This is a genomic window from Rhizobacter sp. Root1221 (assembly GCF_001425785.1).
Taxonomy (GTDB): Bacteria; Pseudomonadota; Gammaproteobacteria; order Burkholderiales; family Burkholderiaceae_C; genus Rhizobacter.
The window spans coordinates 121,518-139,669 of the sequence record NZ_LMDI01000010.1; the positions used below are offsets into that span (position 1 = coordinate 121,518).

The following is an 18,152-nucleotide window of genomic DNA, read 5'->3' on the forward strand; positions in this document are numbered from 1 at the left end:
CCAGATCACCCGAGACCCGGGAATTGGGTGCGTTCCCGTCAACGCAAGTTTCGAACCAGCTGGCAGGAGAGCGGCGATGTGGCCACGTCCGGACAGGGGCGCGTCATTCGGGCACAGCCCCTTGGCCGCCTGCCCCGGGGGCGGTGGCGACATCGCGGGACAAGTGGCTGCGTGGGGCCGGGTTCACCGGCTCGCACCAGAATGGCGCTGCTGAAGGGCGTCCGATGCCGGCATCGACGGCCTCGCGGAACAGCGCCCTTGGCCCAGAGTCGAGCAGCTCGCTGCGCTTGCCGAACTTCATGCGCTTGAGCTGCGCCATCTCGAACGTCAAGGTGCATGGACGCGACCTCGCCAACGAGGCGATCGCGAAGACGAACCCCATCGATGCGATCCGTTCTGACGAAGACATTCGCTGGCGGGCAGTCGGGCGCCTGCAAGGCGATGTTCGCCTTCTCGAAGGCCTTCGCCATCGCGGATTCGGTCATCAAGATCGAGCAGGCCACCACGAGCGCAGCGATGTCTGCTCCGTTTCCGGCGAACCATGGGTGCCATGGCGACGGTGGCGGCCAGTCCGAAGGACGCCTACTAGCCCCCTATGCCGATCCACCTCCGGGATGATCCTACGCCCGCGCGACGATCGGCCCGTTAAGCTGCCGAGTCTGCCGTGGCGAACAGCAGTCTTTGGGGAGGAAAGCATGGAAGAAAATGCATCACCCACGGTCAGGTGGACCGACGAGTGGTGGCGGTGGCCGCTGGTGCCTGTCGCTGCGGTCGCGGGACTGTTTGCTGCGTGGATCGCTGCGAGCGCGGTGCTCTGGCTTCAGATGAAGTTCACAGGCGGTTTTGCCGAGGACGGCTGGTACTTCCGCTTCATCGTTCCAGCCCTTGCCTCGGCGGCGGCGGGCTACGGCTACTCAATGGCAGCTTGCATGACTGCCCCTCGGGGTCACAAGTTCGCCGGTACTGCGATGGTGACCCTGCTCGCCGTCGTCGGGCTGCTGAGCACCACGATCGCCTGGACTTCTACAAACTACTCAGTGGGCCTCGCTATCCAGACCACCGTTGCCGCGGTCGTTACCCAGGCTGCCGCGATCGCCGCCCTAGTCGCGTTCGAGACGTGAGGCGCTATTGACCACCTACGTGTGAGCAAGGTGAAGATCGAGCGCGAAGACGCCAATCGCATCAAGATCGAAGGGCCCTAAAAAGGGCCGGCTCGTCGAGCAGGACAGTCTCTGGAATCCGACCGCACCCCTTCGCCCCTTCGGGCCATCACATGCCGTCCGCAGCGACAACAACCACGGAAGAACCGATGATGAAGACATTCGCCGTTTCGGCTGCTGCACTGACCCTGTGCGGTTGCATGACCAGCGCGATCACGCGCATGGATGGAGACACGTACATGGTGTCCAAGACCAGCGCCGGCGGTGGTTTGGTCACTGCCGCCGGACCAACCGCTGACGTGTACGAGGCAGCCAACAAGTTCTGCGACGAGAAGGGTCAGGTCGTGGAGACCGTCAATCTGGTCGCACAAAACGGCGTGCCGTTCCGCGCCGCCAATGCCCGCCTGCAGTTCAGATGCAGAAAACCGGGCTGACCCACCTCAACTCTCAGGGCCTGCTTTCGCTTTGCTGTTCCCTTCGAGTCCATGGCAGCCCTCCACCGCATGGCCGAGGGTTCTTCTCCTGTCACGCCTGATCCCCACTTTTCTCAGTGGACAGAGACCACCCGCTGAGGGCCCCGCGGACGATCAATTGAAGAGTTCGGTCGCCGCTTGCTTGAACTGCGTCACCAAAAGAGCCACATCGGTTCCGATGGCGGCGCCAACAGCGCCTTCAAGGATGGTGCGCACCGATCGCGCGCTCTCCCGAATGAACGCCAGGCGCGGCTTCGGCGCAGTAGCCTGCGCCGCGATCGTGGCGAGGTCCGCCGCCACTTCCGCGGCCTGGGTCGGACTCAGCTTCAGCTGATCCACCTTCGCCTGCAGCTCGCGCGTGGCGGCGAGCAGCGCCGACAGGTCGCCCGAGCCCGAGTGGGATAGCGACTGTGTTGAATCCACTGTGCCCAGCTGGATCTGAGAATGGTCGCCCTGGTTGAAGATGTTCTGGTTCTCGATCACGTAGGTTACCTCCGCTCTGTGCGCATTGGACTTTTCGTCTTGTGAGAAGGTCATGTCTTGACCCACGACGCCTGCCTCTTCGAGCTTGAGCGCCCAGTCGAGCACCGCATTTCTCACCGCGTTTGGGATGGAATGAATAGCCGCGGCGGTGACCAGGAACGCTGGCCGAGGAATTCCCAGCTCCCGCATCAGCTGTCCCTCAAAGGGCGGAGGGTAGAACAGCTGCAGAGTTCGGGAGATGCTGTCTTCGAGCGGCCCGCCCATTGCCTCCAGGTCCGCGAGTGGCTGTGCCATCCCACGACGCTGCAAGAGTTCCGCATGCCTTGGGTTTACCGACAAGGGGACCCATGACCCAGACGGATGAAGGCACTGGAGGTTGCCCTGTAGGTATCGGTACTCCGGCAGGTCAGACGTCCGCGTGTAGCCGTTCAACTCGCGCTCGATCCATCCGACGAGTTCGACCGCGCCCAACTTTCGAGACGTGACCAATGCCTTGCGAAGGAGGGCGCCGACGCTGTGCGCGTCGGACATGGCGGCCTGCTGGAGTTCATGAACGAGTGATCCCATCGGCCCGACTCCCCGGTAGGCCCGATCGAATTTCAGACGACTGCCTGATAAAAGTCGAGCCGCATGCGAAAACGGGCTGCACCTTGCGATGCAACCCGTTGATTCATTTGGTGGCGCTTCAGGGATTCGAACCCCGGACCTGCGGATTATGATTCCGTCGCTCTAACCGGCTGAGCTAAAGCGCCTAAGCCTCACATTATAACCATGCAATCGGCGACTGCGCTACTCTTGCGCCTCGGCTCGCCACACACGAATTCACATGTTCAGCTTTTTCAAGAAGAAGTCCTCCCCTACCGAGGCCCCTGCGCCTGCACCCGCCGAGGTGCCGGCCGAGGAGCGCCGCAGCTGGGTGGACCGGCTTCGCAGCGGCATCGGCCTGGGTGAATCCCCCGCGGAGGCCGAGCCCACGGCGCCCGAACCTGCGCCTGCCCCGGCGCCAGTGCCAGTGCCAGTGCCAGTGCCAGTGCCAGTGCCCGCGTCAGTCCCGTCGCCGTCGCCTGCACCGGCCGCTGTGGTGCCTGTCCCCGCGCCGGTGGCCGAAGTGCCGCCGGCCACCCCCGCGGCAGCCCCGCCGGCCATCGAACCCGAACGCCGCTCGTGGATGGACAAGCTGCGCAACGGCCTGCGCAAGACCGGCTCCAGCATTTCGCAGGTGTTCACCGGCACCCAGATCGACGATGCGCTGTATGAAGACCTCGAATCCGCACTGCTGATGGCTGACGCGGGTGTCAAGGCCACCGAGTTCCTGCTGACGGACCTGAAGTGGCGGGTCAAGGAGGCCAAGGTCACCGACCCGGCGGCCGTGAAGGGCCTGCTGGCCGACGCCATCACCGACCTGCTCCGGCCTCTGGAAAAACCGCTGCAGATCGGCGAGGCCACACCCACCGTGATGATGGTGGTGGGGGTCAACGGCGCGGGCAAGACCACCAGCATCGGCAAGCTCACGCGCCACCTGGCCGACAACGGCCAGAAGGTGCTGCTGGCCGCGGCCGACACGTTCCGCGCCGCCGCGCGCGAGCAGTTGGCGGTGTGGGCCGACCGTGCCGACCGCCCCGACGACAAGGCCGTGGCGGTGGAGATCGTGTCCCAGGAAAGTGGCGACCCGTCGTCGGTCAGCTTCGACGCCGTGGTGGCCGGCAAGTCCCGCGGCTGCGACGTGGTGATCGCCGACACGGCCGGCCGCCTGCCTACACAGCTGCACCTGATGGAAGAGCTGAAGAAGATCAAGCGCGTGATCGGCAAGGCGCAGGACGGCGCGCCGCACGAAGTGCTGCTGGTGGTGGACGGCAACACCGGGCAGAACGCGCTGTCGCAGGTGAGGGCGTTCGACGACGCGCTGCAGCTGACGGGCCTGATCATCACGAAGCTCGATGGCACGGCCAAGGGCGGGGTACTCGCGGCCATCGCGCGCGAACGGCCGATCCCGGTGTACTTCGTGGGCGTGGGCGAAAAGCTCGAAGACCTGCAGACTTTCAATGCCCGGGAGTTCGCGCAGGCGGTGCTGGCCTGACCCCCTGTGTCATCTCGGCGGACGCCCACTGCTGACCAGGGAAAATCTCGGGTCATCCCGGCGCAGGCCCACTGCTGTCCGGGGAAAATCTCGGGTCATCCCGGCGAACGCCGGGACCCACCGAGTCCAGGCGCCGCGACGTCCCGGTCACATCTGGCCTGAAACCCCCGCCTCAACGCTTCTCTCGACAGCGTCTAACGTTTGGACCCGCTGCAGGCAACACCTGCTCTGCATCACACGCTCGAGCCCATGCGTCCAGTGGGTCCCGGCTTTCGCCGGGATGACAACGCTGCGATTGAGTCGACCCATCGGTGAATCGGCCTGCACCTCCGATGCCTGCTGGCAACGCAGCCATTCGGGTTGAATTTCCCCGGACAGCAGTGGGCGCAGCCCGGGATGACAAAAGGATTTAGGCCTTCCGCGACGGCGGCGCACCAGCCGACGAACGCGGCGGGGCGGCCGGCACGTTGCCCAGCGGCACGGCGGCCGAGTCGAGGTTGTCGAACCAGGTGGACGGCGGCGGGTCGCGCTGCTCGAGCTCGGAGTCGAGCATGGCATCGGCTTCCACCGGCTCGTTGAGGCGTGGCAGCACCGGCGCGGCAGTGGCCCCCTCCGCAGCAGCGGCTTTGCTCAGCACCAGGTCGCGCGCAACGGCCGGCGTGGGGATGGTGTGCTCGTGCCACACGTGCATCGGGATGCCGGCGGCGGCGATCACGCGGTCCATGCGGGCATGGCGCTGGCGGGCCCGTGCGTTTTCCTTGCCGTCTTCCGCACGCACGTCGACCACGGCCACTACCTGGGACTGGGCGTCGCAGACGACGATGTCGGCCGACATCAGCCCCACGCGCCGAAGCCATTCCGAATAGGAGTTGCGGGTGGGCACCTTCATGAACCGCGACAGGGGCACCTGGGCCAGGATGATGTGGTCGGGCAGGGCGGTGTGCAGCACGAACCACGCCTTGCGCTCGGCGGGGGTCAGCACCCGGGTGGCCTGGGGGGGCCATGCGGCCACGGTGTCGAGTGCCTCCATGCCGCGTGGCTTGTTGCCCTTGCCCTTGCGCTGAGGGGGCGCGGCGGGTTTGCGCAGGCGCATGAACACCAGGGCCAGGACGGCCACGACAACAAGCCCCGCAATGATCAACGGTTCCATCGCACTTCTTGGTTAGGGAGGGGGATCGCCGACCTTAACGGCGGAGGTCAGGCGGGTCAATGGCGGAAGTTACCTGCCGTGACGAATCAGCGCAGGCCGGCGGGGCCACCCATGCCCTTCATGCCCCCCATGCGTTTCATCATCTTCATCAGGCCGCCTCCCTTCATCTTCTTCATCATTCCCTGCATCTGCTCGAACTGGTTGAGGAGGCGGTTGACGTCCTGCACCTGGACCCCCGCGCCCGCGGCGATGCGGCGCTTGCGGGTGGCCTTCAGCAGTTCGGGCTTGCGGCGCTCGAGCGGGGTCATCGAGTTGATGATGCCTTCCATGCGGCGCACGTCGCGCTCGGCACGGTCCATGTCGGCCGCACCCGTCTTGGCGGTCATCTGGGCCGGCAGCTTGTCCATCAGGCCGGCCAGGCCGCCCATCTTCTTCATCTGGGAGATCTGGGACAGGAAGTCGTTCAGGTCGAAGTTGTCGCCCGACTTGAGCTTGTCGGCGAGCTTCTGGGCCGCCGCGACATCCACGCCCTTCTGGACCTCCTCGACGAGGGCGACGATGTCGCCCATGCCGAGCACCCGGCCCGCATGGCGCTGGGCGTCGAACACCTCCAGGCCGTCGATCTTCTCGCTGACACCGGCGAACTTGATGGGCACGCCGGTGACCTGCCGCACCGACAGCGCGGCGCCGCCGCGGGAGTCGCCGTCGGTCTTGGTCAGCACGATGCCGGTGAGCGGCAGGGCCTCCTTGAACGCCCGGGCGGTGTTGATGGCGTCCTGGCCCTGCATCGCGTCCACGACGAACAGGGTCTCGACCGGGTTGACCGCCGCGTGCAGCTCGGCGATCTCCTTCATCAGGGCCTCGTCGATGGCCAGGCGGCCGGCGGTGTCGACCAGCAGCACGTCGAAGTAGTGGCGGCGGGCGTGGTCGAGCGCGGCGCGGGCGATGTCGACCGGCTTGTCGGTGGGGAGGGACGGGAACCACTCGGCGCCGGCCTGCCGGGTGACCGTCTTCAGCTGCTCGATGGCGGCGGGGCGGTACACGTCGGCGGAGACCGTCAGCACCTTCTTCTTGCGGCGCTCGATCAGGTGTTTGGCGAGCTTGGCGGTGGTGGTGGTCTTGCCGGCGCCCTGCAGGCCGGCCATCAGGATCACCGCGGGCGGCTGGGCGGCGAGGTTGATGTCGGACACCCCTTCGCCCATCGTGGCCGTCAGTTCGCGGTTGACGATGCCGACGAGTGCCTGGCCCGGCGACAGCGACCCCACCACGTCGGCGCCAAGCGCCTTTTCCTTCACCCGGGCGATGAAGTCTCGAACGACGGGCAGCGCCACGTCGGCTTCGAGCAGCGCCATGCGCACCTCGCGCAGCATGTCCTGGACGTTGTCTTCGGTGATGCGGGCTTGCCCGCGCATCGTCTTGACGAGGCGACTCAGGCGGTCGGTGAGGGTGGATGCCATGGGGGAGGGCGCACGCCGGGAACCGGGCACGCGAAAGTACACTGTGGCGATGATTTTATCGTCCGGCTTGTCCGCCTCCCTCGCGAACCCTGCCACGCTGGCGCTGTGGGTACCCAGCCTGCTGGCGCTGGTGGCCTATGGCGCGGCCGTGTGGCTGCGTGAATCCGCGGGCGACTGGCCCCGGCGCGCACTGCTCATCGGGTGGGCCGCGCACGCGGCGGCCATCGTGGTCGACATGGCCGGCATCGGCACCGGCATCCCCGGCGCGCGCTTCGGGTTCGCGCCGGCGCTGTCGGCCACGTTGTGGCTGGTGCTGGCGGTCTATGCCGTCGAAACCCAATGGGTGCCGCTGCCCGGCGTGCGGCGTGCACTGGCCTCGCTCGGTGTCGTGGCCGTGGTGCTGGCCGCGCTGTTTCCCGGTGAGTTCCGCCCGCAGATCGCATCGCCCTGGGCGCCGGTGCACTGGGCGCTCGGCATCGCGTCGTACGGGCTGTTCGGTGCCGCGGTGCTGCACGCGGCCATGCTGGATGCCGCCGAACGCCGGCTGCGCCTGAAGCGCCTGGCGCCCGACGCCGCGCCCCTCGGCATGCCGCTGCTGCGCCTCGAACGCCTGACGTTCCAGTTCGTGGCCGCCGGGTTCGCGCTGCTGTCGGCCACGCTGCTGCTCGGCTGGTGGTTCGCCAATCCCTGGCGGTGGGACCACAAGGCGGTGTTTTCGGTGCTGGGCTGGCTCGTGTTCGCCGCATTGCTGGTGGGACGCCGCAAGCTCGGCTGGCGCGGCCGGCCGGCGGTGCGGTGGCTGTACGCCGGCGCGGCGCTGCTGCTGCTGGCCTACGTCGGATCGCGTTTCATGCTCGAAGTGGTCCTGCAGCGGGCCCCCTATGCCTCGTGAAGTGAGTCGACCGTGATGAAGTTCGTGTTGCTTGCGTTGCTGATCGCCGCGGTCATCTGGTGGCTGAGGGGCGCGCGCCGGGTGGGCAAACCGCCGGCCGGCAGCCCGCCGCCCGCACCGTCCGCCACCGAACCGTCGGTGATGGTCGCCTGCGCCCACTGCGGCGTGCACCTGCCGCGGGCGGAGGCGCTGCCCGGCCCCGATGGGGTCTTCTGCAGCGAGGCCCACCGCACCGCCGGCCGGATGCCCCGATGACCACCGATCGCAGCCCCCGGGACGAGCGGCGCAAGGCGTCGCGGCGCGTCCCCCCGAAACCGCGCGACGAATCCTGGTTCGGCGCCCTCGGTGTCAGTGGCGAGACCACCATGCCGGAGGACGGCTGGGCCGACGCCGCCGAGTCGCGCCACGACGGTGACTGGCAGGCCGTGGGTGCCGCTGAAACAGAATCCCGCTTCCTGAGCCGCCAGGCCCGGCGCATCGTCGGCAGCGGGCAGACCGCGTTCCAGCGCATCTACGGCGCCTTCATCAGCGCGCGCGCCACGCTCGGCATCGCCCTCGTGGCGTCCGTGGCCATCAGCAGCGTGTTCGGCACCCGGCCGCCCTTCGAGGCGGCGCTCGTGTGCATCGCCTACGCGGTGCTCGCGTTTTCCATGTGGGTGCTCCCGCGGGTGCGGCCCAACGTGCCGCCGAGCACGCTCGCGCGGCTGCGCAGCAAGCAGTTCCTCGCCACCATCGGGGTCGACGTGGTGTGTTTCATCGCGCTGCACGCGATGTCGCCGCCGGCCACGCTCAACTACGTGGCGCTGCTCGTGCTGCCGGTGCTGATGGCCGGGGTGCTGACGCCGCGGCTGATGGCGCTTGGCACCGCGTCGGTCATCACGCTGGCGCTGCTGGCGCTGGCCGCCCTGGGGGTTGTCAAGGGCGGTGAGCTGACGGTGCTGCTGACCCAGGCCGGACTCGCTGGCGCTGGCTTGTTCGTGATCGCCATCCTGGCGGGCGAACTGGCCGGGCGCCTGGCGCGCGAGGAACTGACGGCCCGCGGCAGCCTGGAACTCGCCCGCCAGCAGGCGCAGCTCAATCGCCTGGTCATCGAGGAGATGACCGAGGGGGTGCTGGTGGTGGACCGCCGCGGCCGCGTGCGCGCGGCCAACCCGGCGGCGCGCGGCCTGCTCGTCACCGAGGGGCTGTCCACCGAGGCGCCATTCCCGCTGTGGGGCGTGGGCGCGTGGTCGGCCCTCGTGAAGTCGGTGGAGCGCGCGTTTTCGGATGGCCGGTGGCCGGACGGTGGCCGTGACGTGGTGCTGACGTTCGACTCCGGCGCCACCCGCACGCTGCGCCTGCGGGTGCGGTTCACGCGCCGCCGTGACTCCAAGGCCACCGAGGAGCTGTGCGTGCTGTTCCTGGAAGACGTGCGCAGCGTGCAGGCCCGCACCCGGCAGGAAAAGCTCGCGGCCATGGGCCGGGTGTCGGCCGGCATTGCTCACGAGATCCGCAACCCGCTCGCGGCCATCTCGCAGGCCAACGCGCTGATGGCCGAAGATGCCACCACACCCAGCCAGCGCCAACTCACGCGCATGGTCACCGACAACGTGGAGCGCCTCAAGCGCATCGTCGACGACGTGATGGAGGTGGCCCCGGGCGAGTTGCGCGAACCCGAGGTGATCGACGTCACCGCGCTCGTGGGGTCGGTGTGCAGCGAATGGGCACGCACCGTGGAACTGCCGCTCGGGGAACACAGCGTGCTGCGGGTGGACATCCCCAACGAGCCCGTGGGGGTGCTGTTCGACCCCGAGCACCTGCGCCGCGTGCTCGTCAACCTGCTCGACAACGCCCGCCGCCACGCCAGCAACGCGGCCGGTGCGGTGCGGGTGCGGCTGAGCGTGCGCGACGACACCCGGGCGGTGGTCAGCGTGCTCAGCGACGGCCTGCCCATCCCGCCAGATGTGGAACGTTACCTCTTCGAACCGTTCTTTTCCACGCGGAGCCGCGGCACGGGCCTGGGACTGTATATTTGCCGCGAATTGTGCGAACGGTACGGTGCCCGCATCGACTACCGCATCCGCCCTCCCGCCGAACCGAACCGAAACGAGTTTTTCGTGGCCATGCGCCGGCAGCCGTTGCCGAGCAGTGGTGCCATGGAAGCCCGATTGCACCTGACCTCTTGAGCCGCGCTGCCACCCTGGGACCGACCGAATGAGTTCCCCCTCGCATTTCAGCCTGCTCGTCATCGACGACGAGCCCGACCTGCGCACCCTCTACGAGCTGACGCTGCTGCGCGAAGGCTATGACGTTGAAACCGCGGGCACCGTCGAGGACGCCTGGCTGCACCTGAAGGACCGCACGTACAGCGCGGTCATCACCGACATGCGCCTGCCCGACGGCACCGGGCTCGACCTGCTGCGCCGGCTCGAAGAGGCCGGCCGCCGCGAGAAGGCCATCGTCATCACCGCCTACGGTTCGGCCGAAAACGCGGTCGAGGCGCTGAAGTCGGGGGCGTACGACTACCTGACCAAACCCGTGGACCTGAAACAGTTCCGCGCCGTCGTGGCGTCGGCGCTCGGGCGCGGCGCCGGTTCGCCCACCGTGAACCCGGCCAGCCTGCCGTCCGAACACGGCGGTGCGCCAGCCGTGGCTGCCCCCGCGCCGGGCTTGCTGCTCGGCACCCCGGCGGTCGTGGTGGCCCCGGCGGCGCGGGGGCCGGTGAGCCTCGCGCTGTCGCGCATGGCCGGGCAGTCGTCGGCCATCGAGCAGGTGCGGTCGCTGGTCGAGAAGGTGGCGCGCAGCATGGCGCCCGTGCTGGTCAACGGCGAGTCCGGCACCGGCAAGGAGCTGGTGGCCCGTGCCATCCACGAGGTCAGCCCGCGAGGGGCGCAGCCGTTCATCGCGGTGAACTGCAGCGCCATCCCCGAACACCTGCTCGAGGCCGAGTTCTTCGGTTACCGCAAGGGCGCCTTCACCGGCGCTGCCGACGACCGCGAAGGCTTCTTCCAGGCTGCCAACGGCGGCACGCTGTTCCTTGACGAGATCGGTGAACTGCCGCTCGCGATGCAGAGCAAGCTGCTGCGGTCGATCCAGGAGCGCTCGGTGCGCCCGGTGGGCGCGGTGGTGGAGCAGCCGGTCAACGTGCGCATCGTCAGCGCCACCCACAAGGACCTGGGCGCCGAGGTGCACGGCGGCCGCTTCCGGCAAGACTTGTATTACCGCCTCAACGTGATCCAGATCCGCGTGCCGGCGCTGCGCGAGCGGCTGGAAGACCTGCCCGCCATCTGCGAACGGGTGCTCGAGCGCATCGCACGCGACGCGGGCGTGTCGCCGCCGCCGCGGGTGAGCCGCGAGGGCCTGCTGCACCTGAGCCGGTACGCGTTCCCCGGCAACGTCCGTGAACTCGAGAACCTGCTGCACCGCGCCGTTGCCCTCACCGGCGCCGAAACCATCGGGGTGGCCGACCTCGGCGTGCCCGAGCTGGCCCTGGGCCAGCACGAACCCGATGCACGCCTCCAGGCGGCCGTGGCCGAGCCCATGCGTCCCGACCCGCTGCGGCCCGTCGCCCCGGTGCAGGTGCCGCTACCCACCAACCTGGCCGCCTACCTCGACGAGGTCGAGCGCGACGTGCTCGACCGCGCGCTCGAACGCTACCGCTACAACCGCACCGCCGCGGGCGCGAGCCTCGGGCTGTCGCTGCGGCAGATGCGCTATCGGATGGCGCGCCTGGGGGTCAACGTCGGCGGCGACTCCGACGGCGTCGAGCCTGACCGCAACGACGAGGGCTGAGAAGGTGCCCCGGTGCCCCCGTTGATCCTCGACGACTCGGGCTGGATGACCGGCACGCGGCACTGCGTGTCGCCCAACTTCGGACCGCGTCCGGCGGGCACCGTGGTGGACCTGGCCGTGGTGCATTCCATAAGCCTGCCGCCGGGGGTGTATGGCGGAGACGCCATCGAGCGCCTCTTCACCAACCGGCTCGACTGGAACGCCCACCCGTACTACGGTGAGATCCGTGGCATGGAGGTGTCGGCGCATTTCCTCGTGCGCCGCACCGGCGAGGTGGTGCAGTTCGTCTCCACCCGCGACCGGGCGTGGCACGCTGGCCGGTCAGTCTGGCAGGGCCGCGAGAACTGCAACGACTACTCGGTGGGCATCGAACTCGAGGGCCTGGAAGGCGCGCTGTTCGAACCCGGGCAATACGACCGCCTGGCCCAGTTGCTGATCGCGCTGCTGCCCCGCTTGCCGCTGCAGTGCGTCGCGGGCCACGAACACGTGGCCCCGGGACGCAAGCAGGATCCCGGTCCGGGTTTCGATTGGCCGCTGCTCATCGAGCGGCTCGGCTGGCCCGGTCGGTATTTTCCCGAGGCGGTGCGCGCCGCGCGCTGAATCCCTTCGCCGGCCGGCCCGTGCGGCGGCCTCGGAGAAGCGTTCATCCATGCGGCCTCGCGCGCGAAATTGCCCCGTGACGCAGCAGGCGCGCCGATTGCCATGATCGAACGCCGATGCCATCGTGGCTTGGCCCGGTTGCTGCTCCGCATCAATGCACACCGCACCGATTGCGGGCTTTTCGCGATGTGTGTCTTCTGCATTGCAGTACGCTATCTGTAGTGCTTGAAGCACATCCAACCCCCAGATATAGTGTCCTTCGTGTTATCCTTCTCCCCTGGGAAACGCCCCTCCATGCACACACTCAGCGTTTCGCGCGTGGCACTTTGCGCGAACAGAACCTCGCGGATTGGTTCGAGTCTGACAGGCACGGCAGTGGCGTTTTTTCCGGGGAACCAGGATGGCGGCAGTGCACAGCGGTGTGCGCGTGCGGCCCATGCCGCCGGCCCCGTCCAGTCGCTCTTTCTCGCAGTTCCCCTCGTTCCTTTCCACGTCCCGATTCGTGTCGATCACGTCCCCGGCCCGGTGCCACCGCACCCCGGCCTCGGCAGCGCCTTGTTGGCGCGCCGGCGAAGACGTGACCGGCACTTCCCGATTCGCCGCTCCAAGATTTCCCGCTGTTGCCATTGACAAGAGGTAAACCCATGCAAACCGTCGCACCCACCGCCACCCCGGCAGCTCCCACCGCAGCGCGCCCGGCCGACAACCCTTCGCACGCTGCGTCGGCCTACCAGGCTTACCAGATCATCCGCCGCAACGGCGCGGTGGTGTCGTTCGAGCCGAGCAAGATCGCCGTGGCCCTGATGAAAGCGTTCCTGGCCGTGCACGGCACGCAGGGCGCGGCGTCGGCCAGCGTGCGTGAAACGGTCGACGGCCTGACGGAAGCGGTGGTGCGTGCGCTGTTGCGCTCGCGTCCGAGCGGTGGCACGTTCCACATCGAGGACGTGCAAGACCACGTGGAACTCGGCCTGATGCGTGGTGGTCACCACGAAGTGGCACGGGCCTACGTGCTGTACCGCGAGCGCCGTTCGCAGGAGCGTTCCAAGGCCGGGGTGCCCGAGCGTGCCGCCGAACCGGCGCTGATGGTCACCGACCGCGGCGTGCGCGTGCCCCTCGACCTGAACCGCCTGCAGCAGCTGATCGAGTCCGCCTGCGCGAACCTCGGCGCCGACGTGCGCCCTGACCCCATCCTGGCCGAAACCAAGCGCAACCTGTACGACGGCGTGCCCATCGTCGAAGTGCACAAGGCCGCCATCCTGGCCGCCCGCACGCTGATCGAGAAAGACCCGGGCTACACGCGCGCCACGGCCCGCCTGCTGCTGCACACCATCCGCAAGGAAATCCTCGGCGAGGAACTGCTGCATGCGGAAATGCACACCCGCTACGCCGAGTACTTCCCTGGCTACATCAAGAAGGGCGTCAAGGCCGAACTGCTCGACGACAAGCTGCTCCAGTACGACCTGGAAAAGCTCGGCAACGCGCTGAAGGCTGACCGCGACCTGCAGTTCGACTACCTCGGCCTGCAGACGCTGTACGACCGCTACTTCCTGCACATCGAAGACGAGCGCATCGAGCTGCCGCAGGCGTTCTACATGCGTGTCGCGATGGGCCTCGCCCTGAACGAGGTGGACCGCGAAGCCCGCGCCATCGAGTTCTACGAAGTGCTGTCCACGTTCGACTTCATGAGCTCCACGCCCACGCTGTTCAACGCGGGCACCCGCCGTTCGCAGCTGTCGAGCTGCTACCTCACCACCGTGGCCGACGACCTGGACGGCATCTACGAGGCGCTGAAGGAAAACGCGCTGCTGTCGAAGTTCGCCGGCGGCCTGGGCAACGACTGGACCAACGTCCGTGCGCTCGGCTCGCACATCAAGGGCACGAACGGCAAGAGCCAGGGCGTCGTCCCGTTCCTGAAGGTGGTCAACGACACCGCCGTGGCGGTGAACCAGGGTGGCAAGCGCAAGGGCGCCGTCTGCGCGTACCTGGAAACCTGGCACCTCGACATCGAGGAATTCCTGGAGCTGCGCAAGAACACCGGCGACGACCGCCGCCGCACGCACGACATGAACACGGCGAACTGGATTCCCGACCTGTTCATGCGCCGCGTGATGGAAAACGGTGAGTGGACGCTCTTCTCCCCGAGCACCTGCCCCGACCTGCACGACAAGTTCGGCAAGGAATTCGAGGTGGCCTACACCGCCTACGAAGACAAGGTCGCCCGTGGCGAGATCAAGCTCTTCAAGAAGATGCGTGCCACCGACCTGTGGCGCCGCATGCTCTCGATGCTGTTCGAGACCGGCCATCCCTGGATCACGTTCAAGGACGCCTGCAACGTGCGCTCGCCGCAGCAGCACGTCGGTGTCGTGCACTCGAGCAACCTGTGCACCGAGATCACGCTGAACACCAGCGAAACGGAAATCGCCGTCTGCAACCTCGGCTCGGTGAACCTCGTCCACCACGTCAAGGACGGCCAGATCGACCACGCGAAGCTGAAGAAGACCATCGCCACCGCGATGCGCATGCTCGACAACGTGATCGACATCAACTACTACGCCGTCAAGAAGGCCCGTGACTCCAACCTGCGCCACCGTCCGGTCGGCCTGGGCATCATGGGCTTCCAGGACTCGCTGCACGAGCTGCGCGTGCCGTACGCCTCCGACGCGGCTGTCGACTTCGCCGACCGCTCGATGGAAGCCGTCTGCTACTACGCCTACTGGGCGTCCACCGAGCTGGCCGAGGAACGCGGCCGCTACTCCACGTACCGCGGCTCGCTGTGGGACCGCGGCATCCTCCCGATCGACTCGCTGAACCTGCTGGTCGAGCAGCGCGGCGGCTACGTCGAGGTGGACCGCAGCGTGTCGCTCGACTGGGATGCCCTGCGCGCCCGCATGGGCCAGTACGGCATGCGCAACTCCAACTGCGTCGCCATCGCCCCCACGGCCACCATCTCGAACATCGTCGGTGTCAGCGCCTCCATCGAACCGTCGTTCGGCAACCTGTCGGTCAAGTCGAACCTGTCGGGCGAGTTCACGATCGTCAACGAGTACCTGGTGCGCGACCTGAAGAAGCTCGGCCTCTGGGACGACGTGATGGTCATGGACCTGAAGCACTTCGACGGTTCGCTGCGCCGCATCGACCGCGTGCCGGAAGACCTGAAGGAGCTCTACGCCACCGCGTTCGAGATCGAAACGCAGTGGCTCGTGGAGGCCGCCGCACGCCGCCAGAAATGGATCGACCAGGGCCAGTCGCTGAACATCTACATGGCCGGCGCGTCGGGCAAGAAGCTCGATGAAACCTACAAGCTCGCGTGGTTGCGCGGCCTCAAGACCACCTACTACCTCCGCACCGTGGGCGCCACGCATGCCGAGAAGTCGACGGTGAAGGCGGGCCAGATGAACTCGGTGTCGAGCGGTTCCGACTCGGGCGCGAAGCTCGCGGCACCGGTGGCCCAGGTGGCACCCGCGGCCGTGGTGGCTGCACCTCAAATCGAGGCGGCCACGGACATCAAGTTCTGCGCGATCGACGACCCGGGTTGCGAAGCCTGCCAGTGAACATCAACGCGTGTTCGATCGTGATGCGATGTGCGTGAGCCTCGCGATCGAATGCGCCGTCGACGTCATCGGCATCGTGTGTGTGTCGCATCGAAAATTCGATGCGACACAGCAACAGCGAAGTGGCCGAGATGTCAATAAGTGCTTGGTGTTCCAACGCAACACTCTCATAATTCAAACGTACGGGAATTTTCAATATGCTGGTTTGGGAAGAAGACCTTCAACCCTCGATAACTCACAAGGCGAGCGTCGTGCCGGATCCTTCGGTTCAAGCGCGTGACGAGTCGTCTGCTGAGTTCGGCACGCCGGCGCTGCAAACCGCTGCAGCGATCCAATCGCCCGTGACCTCCGCATCCACTGCAACGTCGGCCACCTCCGCCGCCGCGCCCGTCGCGCGCCGCGTGAAGGCCTCCGACAAGCGCATCATCAACGGCCAGACCGACGTCAACCAGTTGGTGCCGTTCAAGTACAAGTGGGCGTGGGAGAAGTACCTCGCCACGTGCGCGAACCACTGGATGCCGCAAGAGGTCAACATGTCGCGCGACATCGCGCTGTGGAAAGACCCGAACGGCCTGACCGAAGACGAGCGCCGCATCATCAAGCGCAACCTCGGCTTCTTCGTCACCGCCGACTCGCTGGCCGCCAACAACATCGTGCTGGGCACCTACCGCCACATCACGGCGCCCGAATGCCGCCAGTTCCTGCTGCGCCAGGCCTTCGAGGAAGCGATCCACACCCACGCGTACCAGTACATCGTCGAATCGCTCGGCCTCGACGAGAGCGAGATCTTCAACGCGTACAACGAAGTCAAGTCCATCCGTGACAAGGACGAGTTCCTGATCCCGTTCATCAGCGCGATCATGGACCCGCACTTCCACACCGGCACCCCGGCCAACGACCAGACGCTGCTCAAGTCGCTGATCGTGTTCGCGTGCCTGATGGAAGGGCTCTTCTTCTACGTGGGGTTCACGCAGATCCTGGCGCTGGGCCGCCAGAACAAGATGACCGGGGCTGCCGAGCAGTACCAATACATCCTGCGCGACGAATCGATGCACTGCAATTTCGGCATCGACCTCATCAACCAGCTCAAGCTCGAGAACCCGCACCTCTGGACGGCGGAGTTCAAGGCCGAGATCAAGGCGCTGTTCCTGCACGCCGTGGAGCTGGAATACCGGTATGCCGAAGACACCATGCCGCGTGGCGTGCTGGGTCTGAACGCCTCCATGTTCAAAGGATATCTGCGGTACATCGCCAACCGGCGTGCACAGCAGATCGGTTTGGAAGAGCTCTTCCCGAACGAGGAAAACCCGTTCCCGTGGATGAGCGAAATGATCGACCTGAAAAAGGAGCGCAATTTCTTCGAGACGCGTGTCATCGAGTACCAATCGGGTGGCGCGCTCTCCTGGGACTGACGTTCGCTGGCTGGGCCAAGCAGCAACAGGTCATGTGAGAAGGATCAAGATTCGCGGATCGAGGCTGACCGACGCAGAAGCGGCGGCCTTCGATCCGCAACCCCATTCATCGCACCGGGGCGCCCCTCCTGGGCAGACCATCGGGTGATGAATAACTGGCCAGTGTCGGCACCTCCGCTGATGCAGGGCAGTGTTTTTTCAACTTGATCAAGGAGAAATGTAATGGCAACTGCAAAGAAGGCTCCGGCCAAGAAAGTCGCGGCGAAGAAGGCTGCACCGGCGAAGAAGGTCGTCGCCAAGAAGGCCGCTCCGGCCAAGAAGGCGGCCGCCAAGAAGGCGCCGGCGAAGAAGGTTGCGGCCAAGAAGGTCGTCGCCAAGAAGGCAGCACCGGCCAAGAAGGCGGCTGCGAAGAAGGTTGTCGCCAAGAAGGCGGCGCCGGCGAAGAAGGCTGCGGCCAAGAAGGTCGTCGCCAAGAAGGCTGCACCGGCGAAGAAGGCTGCTGCCAAGAAGGCTGCACCGGCCAAGAAGGCTGCTGCCAAGAAGGCCGCACCGGCCAAGAAGGCTTCTGCCAAGAAGGCCCCTGCCAAGAAGGCTGCCGCTGCCCCTGCGAAGAAGGCTGCTGCGAAAAAGCCTGCGAAGAAGGCCGCTGCCAAGCCTGCCGCTGCGAAGCCCGCTGCTGCTCCCGCTGCCGCTGCTGCCACCAAACCGGCTGCTGCACCTGCTGCGAAGACCGCACTGAGCCCCGCTGCTGCGTGGCCGTTCCCCACGGGCGCCAAGCCCTGAGGATCGGAGCGATCTGTTTGCTCAAACCCGGCTTCGGCCGGGTTTTTTGTTGGCCCCCCACGTCGCTTCGCTGGTGCTTGTTGGCCCCCACGTCGCTTCGCTCCTGCCCCCCACGGGGGCGCCCGCGGTCACCCGGGGGACCCGGGCTCGGCGGTAGCTTGATCTGCGGCTTCGCTTAGCTTGCCTGCCTGGCGTGCGCGGTTCGGGGCTTTGCTCGCTGCGCGTCGCTCGCCCCCTGATGCTGTCATCCCGTACATGGACGCCCCTGTTTCGCAAGCACTTTGTTGGCATGGTCTGGCTGGCAGGAAGAGAGTTGCACCCGTACATCCGGACTTTGAAGTTG

At 66.9% G+C, this 18,152-nt stretch carries 16 protein-coding genes and 1 tRNA gene; 12 read left to right on the plus strand and 5 right to left on the minus strand.

Features of this window, described 5'->3' with window-relative positions; genetic code table 11:
* Positions 1-103: 103 nt before the first annotated feature.
* A complete protein-coding gene (locus ASC87_RS09060) occupies positions 104-382 on the minus strand; it encodes a hypothetical protein (RefSeq protein WP_056659800.1) in 279 nt (92 codons plus the stop codon).
* A 2-nt stretch (positions 383-384) separates the two neighbouring features.
* Between ASC87_RS09060 and ASC87_RS09065 the strand changes: the two genes are divergently transcribed.
* The 3 genes from ASC87_RS09065 to ASC87_RS09075 all read left to right on the plus strand — a co-directional run bounded on the left by ASC87_RS09065 (position 385) and on the right by ASC87_RS09075 (position 1,594).
* Positions 385-618 carry a hypothetical protein gene (locus ASC87_RS09065; RefSeq protein WP_056659802.1) on the plus strand — a complete coding sequence of 78 codons (234 nt, stop codon included), beginning with the start codon at positions 385-387 and terminating at the stop codon, positions 616-618.
* Between the two features lie 77 nt (positions 619-695).
* Positions 696-1,121 (plus strand): hypothetical protein, encoded by a 426-nt coding sequence (locus tag ASC87_RS09070; RefSeq protein ID WP_056659804.1) that lies wholly within the window; start codon positions 696-698, stop codon positions 1,119-1,121.
* Positions 1,122-1,309: 188 nt separating this feature from the next.
* On the plus strand, positions 1,310-1,594 hold the full coding sequence (locus ASC87_RS09075) for a hypothetical protein (protein WP_056659808.1): 285 nt from the start codon (positions 1,310-1,312) through the stop codon (positions 1,592-1,594).
* A gap of 153 nt (positions 1,595-1,747) precedes the next feature.
* On the opposite strand, the gene ASC87_RS09080 is transcribed toward ASC87_RS09075, so the two are convergent.
* On the minus strand, positions 1,748-2,683 hold the full coding sequence (locus ASC87_RS09080) for a hypothetical protein (protein ID WP_255358920.1): 936 nt from the start codon (positions 2,681-2,683) through the stop codon (positions 1,748-1,750).
* 108 nt (positions 2,684-2,791) lie between these two features.
* Positions 2,792-2,868 (minus strand) — tRNA-Met (locus tag ASC87_RS09085).
* Between the two features lie 74 nt (positions 2,869-2,942).
* Between ASC87_RS09085 and ftsY the strand changes: the two genes are divergently transcribed.
* Positions 2,943-4,193, plus strand: a complete 1,251-nt coding sequence (ftsY, locus tag ASC87_RS09090; RefSeq protein WP_056659812.1) for a signal recognition particle-docking protein FtsY — start codon at positions 2,943-2,945, stop codon at positions 4,191-4,193.
* Positions 4,194-4,602: 409 nt separating this feature from the next.
* Here ftsY and ASC87_RS09095 read toward each other — a convergent pair whose 3' ends face one another.
* Positions 4,603-5,343 carry a DUF2726 domain-containing protein gene (locus ASC87_RS09095; RefSeq protein ID WP_056659815.1) on the minus strand — a complete coding sequence of 247 codons (741 nt, stop codon included), beginning with the start codon at positions 5,341-5,343 and terminating at the stop codon, positions 4,603-4,605.
* Between the two features lie 86 nt (positions 5,344-5,429).
* On the minus strand, positions 5,430-6,800 hold the full coding sequence (ffh, locus tag ASC87_RS09100) for a signal recognition particle protein (protein ID WP_056659817.1): 1,371 nt from the start codon (positions 6,798-6,800) through the stop codon (positions 5,430-5,432).
* A gap of 49 nt (positions 6,801-6,849) precedes the next feature.
* On the opposite strand from ffh, the gene ASC87_RS09105 reads away from it, so the two are divergent.
* The 8 genes from ASC87_RS09105 (at position 6,850) to ASC87_RS09140 (ending at position 17,809) form a co-directional block, all read left to right on the plus strand.
* Positions 6,850-7,692 carry an inner membrane protein YpjD gene (locus ASC87_RS09105; protein ID WP_056659863.1) on the plus strand — a complete coding sequence of 281 codons (843 nt, stop codon included), beginning with the start codon at positions 6,850-6,852 and terminating at the stop codon, positions 7,690-7,692.
* Positions 7,693-7,707: 15 nt separating this feature from the next.
* The gene (locus ASC87_RS32400; RefSeq protein WP_056659820.1) at positions 7,708-7,947 is read left to right on the plus strand and encodes a PP0621 family protein; all 240 of its coding nucleotides are present in this window, start codon (positions 7,708-7,710) and stop codon (positions 7,945-7,947) included.
* Entirely contained in the window at positions 7,944-9,857 is a 1,914-nt protein-coding gene (locus ASC87_RS09115; RefSeq protein WP_056659823.1) for a PAS domain-containing sensor histidine kinase, read from the plus strand. Before ASC87_RS32400 ends, ASC87_RS09115 begins: the two co-directional genes overlap by 4 nt.
* A gap of 28 nt (positions 9,858-9,885) precedes the next feature.
* On the plus strand, positions 9,886-11,463 hold the full coding sequence (locus tag ASC87_RS09120) for a sigma-54 dependent transcriptional regulator (protein ID WP_056659826.1): 1,578 nt from the start codon (positions 9,886-9,888) through the stop codon (positions 11,461-11,463).
* A gap of 12 nt (positions 11,464-11,475) precedes the next feature.
* Complete coding sequence (gene ampD, locus ASC87_RS09125; RefSeq protein ID WP_255358921.1) at positions 11,476-12,063, plus strand: 1,6-anhydro-N-acetylmuramyl-L-alanine amidase AmpD; 588 nt, start codon at positions 11,476-11,478, stop codon at positions 12,061-12,063.
* 644 nt (positions 12,064-12,707) lie between these two features.
* On the plus strand, positions 12,708-15,614 hold the full coding sequence (locus tag ASC87_RS09130) for a ribonucleoside-diphosphate reductase subunit alpha (RefSeq protein ID WP_056659829.1): 2,907 nt from the start codon (positions 12,708-12,710) through the stop codon (positions 15,612-15,614).
* 197 nt (positions 15,615-15,811) lie between these two features.
* Entirely contained in the window at positions 15,812-17,026 is a 1,215-nt protein-coding gene (locus ASC87_RS09135) for a ribonucleotide-diphosphate reductase subunit beta (RefSeq protein ID WP_056659832.1), read from the plus strand.
* A gap of 222 nt (positions 17,027-17,248) precedes the next feature.
* Positions 17,249-17,809 carry a histone H1-like DNA-binding protein gene (locus ASC87_RS09140; protein WP_056659834.1) on the plus strand — a complete coding sequence of 187 codons (561 nt, stop codon included), beginning with the start codon at positions 17,249-17,251 and terminating at the stop codon, positions 17,807-17,809.
* Positions 17,810-18,152: the final 343 nt, after the last annotated feature.

What these genes read in the sequence shown, in the direction of transcription:
- ASC87_RS09060 (WP_056659800.1), bottom strand. Translation starts at nt 382, where the DNA reads ATGGGGTTCGTCTTCGCGATCGCCTCGTTGGCGAGGTCGCGTCCATGC.
- ASC87_RS09065 (WP_056659802.1), top strand. Translation starts at nt 385, where the DNA reads ATGCGATCCGTTCTGACGAAGACATTCGCTGGCGGGCAGTCGGGCGCC.
- ASC87_RS09070 (WP_056659804.1), top strand. Translation starts at nt 696, where the DNA reads ATGGAAGAAAATGCATCACCCACGGTCAGGTGGACCGACGAGTGGTGG.
- ASC87_RS09075 (WP_056659808.1), top strand. Translation starts at nt 1,310, where the DNA reads ATGATGAAGACATTCGCCGTTTCGGCTGCTGCACTGACCCTGTGCGGT.
- ASC87_RS09080 (WP_255358920.1), bottom strand. Translation starts at nt 2,683, where the DNA reads ATGGGATCACTCGTTCATGAACTCCAGCAGGCCGCCATGTCCGACGCG.
- ftsY (WP_056659812.1), top strand. Translation starts at nt 2,943, where the DNA reads ATGTTCAGCTTTTTCAAGAAGAAGTCCTCCCCTACCGAGGCCCCTGCG.
- ASC87_RS09095 (WP_056659815.1), bottom strand. Translation starts at nt 5,343, where the DNA reads ATGGAACCGTTGATCATTGCGGGGCTTGTTGTCGTGGCCGTCCTGGCC.
- ffh (WP_056659817.1), bottom strand. Translation starts at nt 6,800, where the DNA reads ATGGCATCCACCCTCACCGACCGCCTGAGTCGCCTCGTCAAGACGATG.
- ASC87_RS09105 (WP_056659863.1), top strand. Translation starts at nt 6,850, where the DNA reads ATGATTTTATCGTCCGGCTTGTCCGCCTCCCTCGCGAACCCTGCCACG.
- ASC87_RS32400 (WP_056659820.1), top strand. Translation starts at nt 7,708, where the DNA reads ATGAAGTTCGTGTTGCTTGCGTTGCTGATCGCCGCGGTCATCTGGTGG.
- ASC87_RS09115 (WP_056659823.1), top strand. Translation starts at nt 7,944, where the DNA reads ATGACCACCGATCGCAGCCCCCGGGACGAGCGGCGCAAGGCGTCGCGG.
- ASC87_RS09120 (WP_056659826.1), top strand. Translation starts at nt 9,886, where the DNA reads ATGAGTTCCCCCTCGCATTTCAGCCTGCTCGTCATCGACGACGAGCCC.
- ASC87_RS09130 (WP_056659829.1), top strand. Translation starts at nt 12,708, where the DNA reads ATGCAAACCGTCGCACCCACCGCCACCCCGGCAGCTCCCACCGCAGCG.
- ASC87_RS09135 (WP_056659832.1), top strand. Translation starts at nt 15,812, where the DNA reads ATGCTGGTTTGGGAAGAAGACCTTCAACCCTCGATAACTCACAAGGCG.
- ASC87_RS09140 (WP_056659834.1), top strand. Translation starts at nt 17,249, where the DNA reads ATGGCAACTGCAAAGAAGGCTCCGGCCAAGAAAGTCGCGGCGAAGAAG.